The 12,707-nt window shown below is 61.0% G+C and carries 13 protein-coding genes and 1 pseudogene; 5 read left to right on the forward strand and 9 right to left on the reverse strand.

Annotated features, from left to right (window positions below; all coding sequences use genetic code 11):
- Nucleotides 1–32: 32 nt before the first annotated feature.
- The 5 genes from RG2_RS00095 (at nt 33) to RG2_RS00115 (ending at nt 4,555) form a co-directional block, all read left to right on the forward strand.
- Nucleotides 33–1,478 (forward strand): aldehyde dehydrogenase family protein, encoded by a 1,446-nt coding sequence (locus tag RG2_RS00095; protein WP_080711619.1) that lies wholly within the window; start codon nt 33–35, stop codon nt 1,476–1,478.
- The gene (locus RG2_RS00100; protein WP_230590011.1) at nt 1,475–1,906 is read left to right on the forward strand and encodes a carboxymuconolactone decarboxylase family protein; all 432 of its coding nucleotides are present in this window, start codon (nt 1,475–1,477) and stop codon (nt 1,904–1,906) included. Before RG2_RS00095 ends, RG2_RS00100 begins: the two co-directional genes overlap by 4 nt.
- On the forward strand, nt 1,903–2,817 hold the full coding sequence (locus tag RG2_RS00105) for an NAD(P)-dependent oxidoreductase (RefSeq protein ID WP_033231781.1): 915 nt from the start codon (nt 1,903–1,905) through the stop codon (nt 2,815–2,817). Before RG2_RS00100 ends, RG2_RS00105 begins: the two co-directional genes overlap by 4 nt.
- Before the next feature lie 108 nt (nt 2,818–2,925).
- On the forward strand, nt 2,926–3,552 hold the full coding sequence (locus RG2_RS00110) for a TetR/AcrR family transcriptional regulator (RefSeq protein WP_033231780.1): 627 nt from the start codon (nt 2,926–2,928) through the stop codon (nt 3,550–3,552).
- A gap of 160 nt (nt 3,553–3,712) precedes the next feature.
- The gene (locus RG2_RS00115) at nt 3,713–4,555 is read left to right on the forward strand and encodes a TauD/TfdA dioxygenase family protein (protein WP_033231868.1); all 843 of its coding nucleotides are present in this window, start codon (nt 3,713–3,715) and stop codon (nt 4,553–4,555) included.
- Nucleotides 4,556–4,687: 132 nt separating this feature from the next.
- Here the strand turns inward: RG2_RS00115 and RG2_RS00120 are convergent.
- The 9 genes and pseudogenes from RG2_RS00120 to RG2_RS00160 all read right to left on the reverse strand — a co-directional run bounded on the left by RG2_RS00120 (nt 4,688) and on the right by RG2_RS00160 (nt 12,676).
- Nucleotides 4,688–6,024: pseudogene (locus tag RG2_RS00120) on the reverse strand (HNH endonuclease signature motif containing protein).
- Nucleotides 6,025–6,145: 121 nt separating this feature from the next.
- Nucleotides 6,146–6,907: a GntR family transcriptional regulator gene (locus tag RG2_RS00125; RefSeq protein WP_162487724.1), complete on the reverse strand. Its 762-nt coding sequence runs from the start codon at nt 6,905–6,907 to the stop codon at nt 6,146–6,148.
- A gap of 80 nt (nt 6,908–6,987) precedes the next feature.
- The gene (locus RG2_RS00130) at nt 6,988–7,794 is read right to left on the reverse strand and encodes an NAD(P)-dependent oxidoreductase (protein WP_033231778.1); all 807 of its coding nucleotides are present in this window, start codon (nt 7,792–7,794) and stop codon (nt 6,988–6,990) included.
- Nucleotides 7,791–8,609 (reverse strand): NAD(P)-dependent oxidoreductase, encoded by an 819-nt coding sequence (locus RG2_RS00135; RefSeq protein WP_033231777.1) that lies wholly within the window; start codon nt 8,607–8,609, stop codon nt 7,791–7,793. Before RG2_RS00135 ends, RG2_RS00130 begins: the two co-directional genes overlap by 4 nt.
- Nucleotides 8,610–8,629: 20 nt before the next feature.
- A complete protein-coding gene (locus tag RG2_RS00140) occupies nt 8,630–9,133 on the reverse strand; it encodes a DoxX family protein (protein WP_033231776.1) in 504 nt (167 codons plus the stop codon).
- Nucleotides 9,134–9,137: 4 nt separating this feature from the next.
- Complete coding sequence (locus RG2_RS00145) at nt 9,138–10,103, reverse strand: alpha/beta hydrolase (RefSeq protein WP_045066686.1); 966 nt, start codon at nt 10,101–10,103, stop codon at nt 9,138–9,140.
- A gap of 83 nt (nt 10,104–10,186) precedes the next feature.
- A complete protein-coding gene (locus RG2_RS00150; RefSeq protein ID WP_033231775.1) occupies nt 10,187–11,047 on the reverse strand; it encodes a mycofactocin-coupled SDR family oxidoreductase in 861 nt (286 codons plus the stop codon).
- Between the two features lie 82 nt (nt 11,048–11,129).
- Complete coding sequence (locus RG2_RS00155; protein WP_230590010.1) at nt 11,130–11,849, reverse strand: SDR family NAD(P)-dependent oxidoreductase; 720 nt, start codon at nt 11,847–11,849, stop codon at nt 11,130–11,132.
- Between the two features lie 23 nt (nt 11,850–11,872).
- Entirely contained in the window at nt 11,873–12,676 is an 804-nt protein-coding gene (locus tag RG2_RS00160) for a TauD/TfdA dioxygenase family protein (RefSeq protein WP_080711616.1), read from the reverse strand.
- Nucleotides 12,677–12,707: the final 31 nt, after the last annotated feature.

The raw sequence follows: 12,707 nt of genomic DNA on the forward strand, positions 1-12,707 counted from the left end.
CATTAGAGTCGGCTTATTACGTCATCTTGTAGATGGGAAGTGCGTTGGACAAGCTCGATCATTGGATCGCCGGTAGTGCGGTGATGCCGACCAGTGCCGACTACATGGCTGTCACAGACCCGGCAACCGGATGTGAGGCAAGGCAACTCGCGTGCGGCAATGCTCACGACGTCGACCTGGCGGTTCAGGCCGCATCTGCTGCCGAAACGGCATGGAAGCAGATACCGGCGCTTGCTCGGGCGCGGTTGTTCGGTGACCTCGCCCGGGCCATGCGCGCCGATTCTGCGGAGTTGGCCCGGTTGGAGATCAGTGAAACCGGTAAACCGGAGGCCGTTGCACTGGCTGAAGTCGAGAACTCGGCGACGTACTTCGATTTCTACGGCGGGTTGATCGGCATGCCGGCCGGTGACACTCTCGACGTGGCACCGGATCAGCATGTGTACACCCGCCGTGAGGCTTTCGGAGTAATCGGAGTCATCACGCCGTGGAATGTGCCACTGAACCAGGCAGCGAGGGCGTGCGCACCAGCTTTGGCTGCCGGCAACACAGTGGTGGTCAAGCCGTCGGAGAGCACGTCGGCGTCGACGGTTCGGTTGGCTCAACTCGCGACCGAGGTGGGTTTTCCGGCCGGAGTCTTCAACGTGGTTCTCGGTACGGGTCAGGATGCGGGTGCTGCTTTGGTGGCCCATCCGGATGTGTCCAAGGTGGCATTTACGGGTTCCGTGGGCACCGGCCGTGCGATCGGGCATGTTGCTGCAGACCGAATCATCCCGGTGACACTGGAATTGGGTGGAAAGTCCGCCAACATCGTCTTTGCCGACGCCGATGTGGAGAAGGCGGTTGCAGGTTCGCTGCTTGCTTTCACGGCCAATGCCGGCCAGGTGTGTTCCGCCGGCACAAGGCTCCTGGTTCATCGATCGATCCACGACGAGGTCGTACAGAAATTGGCTGCGGGTGCCGCAGCGGTGCGTCCCGGGCGCGATATCGGTCCACTCATTACCAGGGCGCAGTTCGAACGAGTGCAGGAATACTTCAAGATCGCGGAATCCGAAGGTGCACAGGCTGTAACCGGAGGAACAGTCTCTGTGGTGGCACAGGAGACCGGCGGCTTCTACATCGATCCCACGGTGTACATCGGAGTCGACAACTCGGCCCGGATCGCGCGCGAAGAGATATTCGGACCCGTGGTTCTCGTGCTCGCGTTCGATACCGAAGACGAGGCGATCGAACTGGCCAACGACTCGGATTACGGACTGGTAGCCGGTGTTTGGACCAGCAATGTGTCGCGGGCACTGCGGGTCAGTGAGCGGATCCGAGTTGGTCAGGTGTTCGTCAACACCTGGTCAACCGGATCCGTGCAGACTCCGTTCGGCGGGTGGAAGAACAGCGGTTACGGGCGCGAAAAAGGTGTGGAGGCACTCCATCACTACAGCCAGGTCAAGTGCGTGACCATCAAATTCGAGGGAGATTCACAGTGACACAAGATAGCCCGCTCGATCTGGCTCACCAGACCGTCTTCGAGGCCGGTTTGGCAGTGCGTAGGGAAGTCCTCGGTGCCGAATACGTCGATGCGGCAATGACCCGGAATGCCGGGACTGACGGCGAAGAGTTACAGAAGTTCGTGAGCGAGTTCGTGTGGGGCGGTGCCTGGACCAGGCCAGGCCTGGACCGTCGGAGTCGTTCGCTGATCAATCTCGGAATTCTGATCGCCCTCAGCCAGCCCCATGAGTTGTCCGTCCACGTTCGCGTGGGTCTGAGCAACGGCCTGACTCGTACAGAGATCACCGAGGCCGTTATCCACGCCACCGCCTATGTGGGAGTGCCCATGGGTATGGCGGCGATGCGTGTGGTTCAGGAAACCCTGACTGCCGAACTGGGCCCCCTCACCGCGGAGGTCTCGGCATGAGCGTGATTCCGTTGCCGGGCAAAAGTGTCGGTCTTGTCGGGCTGGGTGCGATGGGTGGCCCGATAGCCCGCAACTTCGTCAACTCCGGCCAACCGTTGATTGTCCGTGACGCCGATGCCGCGTCGCAGCAACGGTTTCTCGACAGTCATCCGAGCGCTGTGGGCACAACGGATTTCGCGGACTTCGCGAAGTGCGACGTGGTGGTGCTGGTCCTGCCGACCAGTGACATCGTCGATGCCGTGGTTCTCGGTGAGGGGGGACTACTGTCGCAACTGCAGGCAGGTAGCACCATCGTGGACATGGGGTCGAGCATTCCGGACCGCACTCAGAAGTTGGCTGGAATAGCCGCCGAGCAGGGTGTTCGAGTTGTCGACGCCCCGGTCAGTGGCGGAGTCGGACGTGCACTGAAGGCGGATCTTGCCGTGATGGCGGGCGGTGACGCCGATGTGGTCGCAGAGGTTCTGCCGCTCCTGCGTGCCACCGGAACGGCAATCATCCACGTCGGTCCGGTTGGGTCGGGGCACGCTGCAAAGGCACTCAACAACCTTCTTGCAGCCAACGGTCTTGTTGCCGCAGCGGAGGCCATGTTGGTGGGCCGCAAATTCGGTATCGATCCGGCGACGCTCCTTTCGGTGATCAATGCCAGTAGCGGCCGGAACCAGGCAACGGAGACGAAGTACGAAAAATTCGTTCTGTCAGGAACATTCGACTCAGGATTCGCCGCAACTCTGATGCGCAAGGACATCGGAATCGCTTTGGATTTGGCTCGTTCTCAGGACGTATCCACTGTTCTCGGCGACACGCTCGGCAAGATCTGGGAAACCGCTGTCGACGGCTTGGCTCCAGGAGCAGACCAAACCGAGGTTGTGCGATACCTCGAGGAGCTTGCGCAGGTGTCGCTTCACGATTAGCTCCGTGTAGGTGATGCGAGGCGCGTACCCCTCATTCCACGACACCCCGTCGGATGCGAAGATGATTCGAATCCAACGGGGTTTCGAATTCAGCGGAGTGAGGTGGTCATGGCTTCATCGCCGCGGCGCGTGGGTGCCGAGAAGTCGAAGACGCGAGATGTTCTGCTGGACAATGTCGAGAAGATGATGCTGGACACCGGCTACGCCAGCGTGACCTATCGATCTTTGGCAGCAGAGGCCGGTGTGACCGCGAGCCTGGTCCAGTATTACTTTCCCACTCTTGACGACATCTTCCGCGCCGCAATTGCGAGGTACACCGATCGCAACCTCGCGGTACTGCAATCTGCGCTGCAGAAACGAGCCGAAGATCCGTTGCATGTGTTGTGGGAGTACAGCTGGGATGAAGCCACAAGTGCTCTGATGACGGAGTTCATGGCTCTCGGCAATCACCGTGAGTCAATCCGTGCTGAAATCGCCGAAGTCACCGAACGGGTCCGGCAACTGCAGATGGAGGCCGTGGCTCGCAAGTTCGGGCCGGGTGCTCGACCGGACGGCAGGCTGTCTCTCGGCGCAATGGTGTTGCTGATCACCGGGATTCCCAAGTTCCTCAATCTGGAATCGGGTATCGGCGTCGACACTGCGCATGCCGAAGTGGTGGAAGCACTCGAGGGCTACATCGATTCGGTGGAGCCTCGCATCACGCAGACTGCGCGCACCAAGCGACCGCGGACATAAGAAACGGATCGCGACTTTTTTCGAAAATTGGTACGACTGTATAGCAAGTGCGGTACTGTCCTGTAGTGCGCGAGCTCGCTTGACCTCAGACTGCTTACCGAGCGCCAAAAGTACCTCTTCCCAGTATTTTTCGAGAAACGTGCCGATCGAGGAGTTCTTCTTGCCTGCTTCCATACGTCCCATCACGTCGACCGTCGGACTGGAGGTCACAGGTCTGACTGCCGACGATCTCATGAAGTCGGATTCTGCCCGAGAGATTCGGCAACTCCTGGACCGGCATGGGGTCCTGGTGTACCGCGAGATCAACATCGACGACGACGCCCTGTTGTCTCTCAGTCGTGCACTGGGCACCGTCGTAGTCCAATCCACCGGCGAGCACCGCCTCCCGGAGATTCAGACCATCACCATGGATCCGTCCAAAACGAATGCAATTCTCGCGTCGTATCGAGCGGGGAACTTCCACTGGCACATCGACGGTGCCACACAAGTCATTCCGCAGCAGGCGACGCTCCTGAGCGCTCGAGAGGTCGATCCAGCCGGGGGCGACACCGAGTTCGCCAGTACGTACGCGGCGTATGACGGCTTGAGCGACGAGGAGAAGGCCGAGTTCGAGTCTCTCGAGGTTGTGCACACGTTTGGGCATGCACAGTCGCTGGCGAACCCGGATCCCGACGAAGCAACCAGGCGAGCCTGGGCACGGGTACCAGCGCAGGTTCATCCGTTGGTATGGACGAGAAAGAATGGACGGAAGTCGCTGTTGCTGGGCGCTACCGCGTCCGAAGTTGTCGGTTGGCCGATCGAGCGAAGTCGTGCGTTGTTGGATCGACTGCTCGAGTGGTCCACACGCCCCGAATACGTACTGCGCCAGGTGTGGCGCAAAGGTGACCTGGTCATCTGGGACAACACCGGAATGCTGCATCGAGCGACGGAGTTCGAGCCCTCGTCTCAGCGGCTCATGCACCGCACGACCTTGGCGGGGGAGGAATCAGTCTGTCGTGGTTGAGGGTCTGTGGTGGTTGAGGATTGGCCGAGTCCGTGAACACTATTTGCGACTATGACATGCGTGTGGGCTTCGCATCGTCTTGACTGGTGATGCGAAGCTTGCACGCCGTATATGGTTCTGGCAGAGTCGGGTTCAGTCTCGGTGGACTGGGCCCTGGCGGGTGGTGGAGCGGCGGGGTCGTTGTTTCGGGTCGATTGCAGCTGGTGGGATGAACCAGGGTTTGTGGTCGTCGCCCATTTTGATTTCCCAGATACCGCGAAACCCGCTGGTGCTGTGGATCAATCGGTGGTGGTTGCGGCAGAGGAGGGTGAGATTGTCCATCACCGTCAGGCCGCCGACCGACCACGGTTTTATGTGGTGGGCGTCGCACCAGGCCGGGACGGCATCACAGTTGGGGAAGGCGCAGCCTTTGTCCCGAGCAATCAACGCGGTCCGCTGCTCGGGTGTGACGAGGCGTTTGTGTGGGGTTGCATCGAGCGGTGCGCCGTTGCCGTCCATCAGGACGGTGGAGAGCATGCAGTCACAGGCAAGCATCCGGGTGAGGCTCACACTGAGTGGTCCCATCCAGGGCATGTATCCGACGTCGAGATCCTCGACATCAGGCTCATCGAAATCCGACGCGGTATTGCTGCGCATGGTCGCGAAGTCTCGATGCTCGGCAAGATCTTTCGCAGTGATATGCACGTTCACATGCGGACGCTGACCACCATCCACCCCGATCATGGCATTGTCGAGGTACCGGCGAATCAGTTCGGTGAAGGCGTCGGCGGTGCGTTTGGCGGCCGACCGCTGATCCGGGGTTCCGTCCGCGGCCGGTTTCGGCATCGACAAACCCGAAAGAGCCGACAACAACATTTCGCCCGTGAGCGCGTCGAAATCACCCTTGATCGCGATCCGCCCGTTCAACGTCGGCGAAATCCGCAAGACGTTGAGATCATCGTCTTCACCGGGTGGGGTCTCGTCGGATTCGAAAATCCGCTCCAGGACCGCAATCGCGTAGCGGAGTTTTATGGTGGTCGCTTCCACCCCGGATGCCGCAGCGAGCAGTGTTGCCATGCAGGACGGTAGAGCGTTCTCCGGCATACCTTTTGGTGGGGATTCACAGAACGCGACGATTATTGCCGCATGATCGAGCGAGAGATCACCGGCCTCGAACTGCGCAGCAATGTCGGGGAACACCCGCAACGCGGCGCCAAGGGCAGCGATCTTGTTACCGGCCGCGTTCTGCAGCATCGTATTCGCCGCCAACCACCCACACCGCGGTAGCACAGCACCTGCTCGTCCGGATTGAGTGCCAACTCGTCGACCGCGGCAACCCGAATCGCTTCCAACCGAAGAATTTCCGCCGATACGCAGACTGCAACGTCTCGAACCTCGGCCGCTCGTAGCCGCCACAACCTGCCACGCACACCCGCAGCCGAACCGGCTACAACATCCTCCACCGAAACAAAATCGCTCACCGTAGTCATCAAGGCCTCCCCACCCTGACCCAATTATAGTCGAACAAACATTCGAATCAAGAGACATTTCGGGCACATTTCGGCCGAATGATATTTGTAGCCAGAATCTTTGACCAAAGCCGAAGTGGTTTCAGGAGCCGTGACGACCGGCGCGCTGAATCGAGAGTCGATGCTCGTACCGTTCCGACGCATGCACCGTCAACGAGATCTCGACCGGAACTCCATTGCCGTTCCGGTAGACCCGCTCGATGTGCAGGGCGGGTCTGCCCGGCGGGGTGTGCAGAATTTCGGCGATGTCGTCGGATACGAGAATCGCGGTGACAGTTTCTTCAGCTCCGGCAACAGGACCCGCGACGCTACCGACCGAGGCAAGGATGGTCCCGGGAGTACGGACTGTCGGGATCAGGTTCTCCGATATCAGTGTTTCGGCGACGTCGGGCGGAAGAATGATCGTGTTGACCGCATACGGCTGGTTGTCGATCCAGCGCCGAACCTTCAACTGCGCCACAACAAGACTGTCGAGTTCGAGCTTCTCGGCGTGGACACGGTCGCGTTTGAGTTCGAGAGGCGAGATGACTTCCATCTCGGTGCCCGGCCACTCCTCGAGTTGTTCGATCGAATCGGTGGAGCGGACGGAGCGGCCGGTGCTGGGCTGATCCGTCGGAAATGTTCCCCGACCGCGGACGCGATATACCAGTCCGTCCGCCACAAGCTCCTGAAACGCTCGCCGCACCGTTTGCCGTCCGAGGCTGTACTCGGTCATGAGTTCGGTATCGGTGGGCAGCGGAGTGTCCTTGTCGTACCTGCCGGCAGCGACCGCTTCGGCGAGCGTCAGAGCCAGGCGCCGGTACCCCGGTAGATCGGTACTGCCCGACAGGACTGACCCGCCCATCTTGTTCTCCCAGATCATGGTCGATTGACTGCCGATAGTGTCATCGGCAACGCTATCCCATTCGGAAGAACCGGCGTGAGTCAGACGCGATTCGGTAGAGCGGCGTTGACTGCGTCGTCGAGCAGTCCGAGATTGCCGTCCAGCTCGGTGACGATCTTTCGGACGACGCCCACGTCCTTGCTCAGGAAATCTCCGACCGAATCTGCGAATGCGGACACTGAGCCCTTGGCTGAAACACTGGTCAGTGCACGGCTGTTGGAACTGCCGTATGGCAGGGCCGCGAGCAGATCGCCCTCGTCGATGCCGAGTTGTGTTCCCAGTGCGACAGCTTCGGTGAGAAGGCCGATCTGAGCGGCGAACAGAGCATTGTTGACTAGCTTGACCCGCTGTCCGTTGCCAGTGGGGCCGACATAGAGAACTGGATCTGCGTAGCTTTCCAGGGTCGGCTGGATGCGTGCCAGGGTGTTGGCATCGCCGCCGACAAAGAGGGTCAACCTACCTGCGGCGATATCGTGCGGTCCACCGCTGACCGGTGAGTCCACGACTGCGACACCAAACTGTGCTGCGTGCTCGGTTACGGCTTCAGCTGTGCGCGGGCTTCCCGTTGTATGCAACACCAGGGTGGATCCGCGAGGCATCGACGCGAGCAAGTCGCTGCCGAGACATATCTCGCGAACCTGCTCGTCCGTGAAAACGCAGATGATCACGAGGTCGGTATCGCCGCCGACCTCTGCGAAGGTGGACACGGCCTGCGCACCGGAGGCTTCCAGCGCAGTTTTTGTTGCGGCGGAGCGTGCAAGCCCGCGAACCTCGTGACCGGCTTCGACGAGACGGCTGACCATCGGTCCGCCCATCCGCCCGGCGCCGATGAACCCGACGCGTGTCATCGGCGGTGATCCATGAGTTCGAGGGTGGCGTCAGCTGCGGTCAGGACGACTCCGGTGGGTGCTTGGGCTGTTGTCGCGAGATCTGCAATCAGCCCGACGTCCTTCTGCAGCAATGTGCCCGCGTGCTGGGCGATACGCTCGAGCGTTCCACCGGCAGAGACGATCCGGCTCAGCGCGAAGCTGTTTGCCGTGCCGTGTGAGATCACGTCTCCGAGGCGGTTGGGATCAACACCGAGCGACTGGCCGAGCGCAAGCGTGTTCGCGGCTGTGGCCAAATTTGCCGTGAAGAGGAGATTGTTGAGCAGCTTCGTGATCTGACCGGACCCCAAAGGTCCAAGGTGAACAACAGGATTCGCGTACATCGAGAAGACGGGACGGACGCGTTCGAAGTCTTCGTCCCTGCCGCCCACCATCACCAGAAGGCGGCCCTCGGTTGCGGCGATGCCACCGCCACTGACGGGAGCGTCAACGACGGAGATTCCTCGAGTAGCCGCTATTTCCCCGAGTTCGCGACAGGTATCCGGGTGAACCGTGCTGTGCACGGCAATGATTCCACCTGGCTTCATGCCCGCGAGGACGCCGTCCTCACCCGTGACAACGTCGAGAACATCGGCGTCGCTGCCGACGCAGATGCACACGAGATCGCTTGCCGCGCCTAGTTCCGCCGCAGATTCGGCGAACTTGGCTGCGGTGTCGGCAAAGGGAACGCGGGCTTCGGGACGTCGTGCCCACAGCGTGGTTTCGTAGCCGGAGTGGACGATTCGCCGTGCCATCGGCGCGCCTTGGCTACCGAGTCCGATGAATCCTACGTGCATCGCGGGTCCTCCTAGAGTGATCATGAAACCTCCTGTAGCTGTGGCCGCCAGAACAAGCCGAGAAGTACGGCGGTGCCGACCGCGCCCACTCCGAGGGCGATACCGCCACCTGCCCACCCGGAGAGTTCGATGTTCAGTGCGCCGTCGAGCGATATGCTGCCTGGCCCGAGCATGGCTGCGGCGAGCGCTACAAGCGCGAGCACCATCACATACTCGTAGCCGTCACGAAAGATGAAGAATCCGTTGGGGCGGTGTGCCAGTATCCCGGCAACCAGCATGACCGAGATGACCGCCGCACAGGCAAACGGATTCAGGAATCCGACGATCAGCAAGACACCGGCACCGACTTCGGTGACCACGCTCATCCAGGCCTGGAATGTGCCGTTGCGTAGTCCCAGTCCGCTGAACCAGCGAGCCGTGCCCTCGATCTTTCCGCCACCGACCCAGTGATTGACTCCGTGAGCAATCATGGTCGAGCCCACGGCCAATCGGATCAGTAGAAGTGCAACATCTGCGGAATTCATGGGGTCACCTTCCGTGGCTCGCGTGCGCGGCCGTGCTGTCGTCTGTTGTCAGGTCTGCGAATTCGGATCGGCCGGCGATGCATTCCTCGACAAACGCCAAGACGCGGAGGTGATATGCAGTCGCGGTGTAGCCAAGGCTGAGGTTGTGTCCACCGTCGAACTGCTTGTCCACGACTACTCTCGGCGCAGCGGTGAACAACTCGGCGACGGTGAGCAACGCCTCGGGATCGTTACGCCACACATGCTCGTATTCGCCTGCAGTGAAATGGACGGGAATATTCACGCGTGCAGCAAGATTCGGAAAGTTCTCGCGGGGCCAACTTCGCACCACGTCACCTTCGTACTTCGGTGTCCGGGATGCGATCGGAAGACCGCCGAACAGTTCTTCCGGGTACAGCCGACTCGGCTGCCACAGCAACTCGCGCACGGCGATCGGATCGGCGTTGCGGGCGGTGACGCCCAGGATTTCCTGGGCAAGGGGCTGTTGCTCTCGGCCGGTGCCGGAGAGTTCGATTCCGAGGAAGGCGTCTCCGCGATCGTCCGCGGCCAACCTGGTGGCCAATTCGCAGCCGATGGAGTGAGCCAATACGAATATTCCTGCGCCGCGGTCGATTCCCTCGAGGTGACGCTCGAGCGCCGCATACGTTACATCGACGCGAACATCGGGATCGACCAATTCGGTCGCATGGGGATTCGAGCTGCCGTAACCCGGCCGGTCGAGCGCCAGCACGGTGAATCCGAGGGCTGCTGCGGTGTGCAACAGCGACAGGCGGGGGTGCCCGGGGCAGTCGAAGTACGCAGAGTTTGTTGCTCCGCCATGCACAGCGAGAATGACCGCGCGCGGTTCTGGAACCTCGATCAGCAACGCGGACATGGGAATACCGTCGACATCGACGATCCGGTGTACGGGAACGGGGCCTGAAGCGGTCGTGCCAGCCGAACTGGCTACTACGGTATTCGTGGTGCTCATGTATCCGTCCTGAAAAATAGCGAGCAGGGTGAGCATTGAAACTTCGCCTTCACGAATGCGTTTCGTGAAGGCGAAGTCTCGAATCAGATGTGGTAGTCGTACGACTTCAGGTAGCCGCCGCCGTCGACGCGCATCTGCATGCCGGTGACGTAACGAGCTTGCTCCGACGCGAGGAAGAGGACGGTTTCGCTGATGTCCTCGGGCTCGACCCACGGGATCTGCATTGCCTGCTGAACCGGGAAGGACAGCACAGCGTCTTCACGGCCCGGGTTCTCGAGGTCGGGGCGGAATGACTTGTACATCGATTCGTTGTGCAGCATGTCGGTGTTGCAGTTGGTGGGGTGCACAACGTTTGCGCGAATTCCGCGCGGTGCGAGGTGCGTCGCCAGCTCGTGTACGTAGTGGGAGAGTGCACGCTTGGAGAACACGTAGGCAACTCCGCCGAGGTCCTTACCTGGTACATCGACCTTGCTGGTGTCGATCATGGACGCCGTCGAACCGGTGGCGATGATCGAGGCGCCCTTGCCCAGGTAGGGCAGCGCTGCCTGGATGGCATTGATGGTGCCGACGAGGTTGGTGTCGACGGTGTCGGACCAGGCCGCGATATCCGGTTCGCCGCGCATTCCGGCGACGCCTGCCTGCGCGACAACGATGTCGAGGTGACCCAACTCGGCAACGCCGCGCTCGAGTGCCGCACGCAGTTCGTCGACCTTACGGACGTCGGCCTTGGCAGTGACGATGCGGCGACCGTGCTTCTCGACGAGACGAGCGGTCTCCTCGAGATCCTCAGGAGTGGCCATCGGGTAGGTGATGGAATCGAAGTCGGCGCAGATGTCGACGGCGATGATGTCGGCGCCCTCTTCGGCCAAACGAACCGCATGGCTTCGGCCCTGACCTCGTGCTGCGCCGGTGATGAACGCAACCTTGCCTTCAACGCGTCCCATGGTGAATCCCTTCGTTTGATGTGTTGGGTTGTTCAAACTGGTTGCGTAACAGTGTTATTTGCCACGCGTGCAGCGGAAGGACTTAGGTGTTGCGGCCGCCGTTGACGCCGAGGATCTGACCGGTGATGTAGCCGGCCTCTTCGGAGATGAGGAACGCGCAGGCTGCGGCGATGTCTTCCGGTCGGCCGACGCGCCGAACCGGTGTCTTGGCAATGTGGTCTTCGACGGTGCCGCCCAGGAGACGCTTGCCTTCGGCCGTACGCAGCATCGGGGTGTCGATGAATCCCGGTGGCACGGCGTTGACGGTGATTCCTTCGGGGCCGAGTTCCAGCGCCAAGGACTTGGTGAGTCCGTTGACCGCGGACTTGGACGCGACGTAGTGAGTCATGAACGGCTGCCCGGAATGCGCGCTGGACGACGAAATATTGACGATGCGTCCCCAGCCGGCTTCGAGCATGTCGGGGAGCGCCGCCTGGCAGCAGTGGAATACGCCGTCGAGGTTGACGTCGAGGACGCGCTTCCAATCGTCGAACGACAGTTTCGTGAATCGCTGGAATCCGTCGAGGCCGGCTGCGTTCACCAGAATGGTGACGGGACCCAACTCGGTGCGGATCTCCGCCAGAACCTCGTCCAACCGCGCGCGGTCCGTGACATTAGCTGTGTACGAATACTTTTCGTCCGAGGGTGTGAGGTCGATCGTGGCAACGTTGTAACCGTCGGCGCGCAGGCGTTCTGCGACAGCGCGGCCGATACCCGAACTGCCACCGGTGACAACTGCAGTTCGCGTGATCTGAGTACTCACGTTTTCTCCGTTCGCGGATTCGCTCATGCCCACGGCTCATTGCCGAGGATGGTGGTGCGGTGCATCGTTCGCTCCGACTTGGGGTCGTAGGGAAGTGCGCGGTGCAGCATTCCGGTGTTGTCCCAGATGACTACGTCGTCGACTTCCCACGTATGGCTGTAGGAGAAGCGCTCCTGAGTGGTCCATGCGAGCAGTTCGTCGAGGAGCGCCCGGCTTTCGTCGGGCTGCATTCCGACGACGTGGTCAGCCGTTGCGCCGAGGACGAGTGACTTGCGTCCGTCGCGGTGTTCCCAGACCAAGGATGATTCATGGGTGGGCAGACGGCGCCAGGATGCAAGTTGCTCGTCCGTGGGGTTCGGCTCGATAAGTCGCTGCGCAGCTTCGAAGCTGTGTACGACGCGAAGATCGTCGTAACGCTTACGTTCCTGCTCCGGCAGGTTCTCGTAAGCCGCGTAGGTGCTGGCGAATTCGGTGCCACCGCCAGTCATGGCCACGTGCCGTGCCGTCAGCATTGTCGCCTTGGCCGGCACGTCGTTGGTGGTGTCGTCGATGTGCCAATTGAACGTGCCCCGAAGGTATTCGGCCGACGGGTTCTTGGCCGGGTCGAGCGTGACCTTGAAAATTTCCTTGCCCGCGGGGGCCAATACCGGTCCGAGCTTGCGGCTGAATGCGACCTGAGCCTCGTCGTCGAGGTGCAAACCGCGGATGAGCAGTACCCCGCGCCACTTCAATGCCTCCAGGCATCTCGCAACTACAGCCTCGTCGTCCAAGCTGTCGATACCGATGACCTCTACGCCCAATGCCGGGCTGAGCGCCTTAGTCTCCATCAGAAGAATCTCCCTTCAATTTATGAGAACC

Origin of the sequence: Rhodococcus globerulus NBRC 14531 (genome assembly GCF_001894805.1) — a bacterium.
GTDB lineage: Bacteria > Actinomycetota > Actinomycetes > Mycobacteriales > Mycobacteriaceae > Rhodococcus_F > Rhodococcus_F globerula.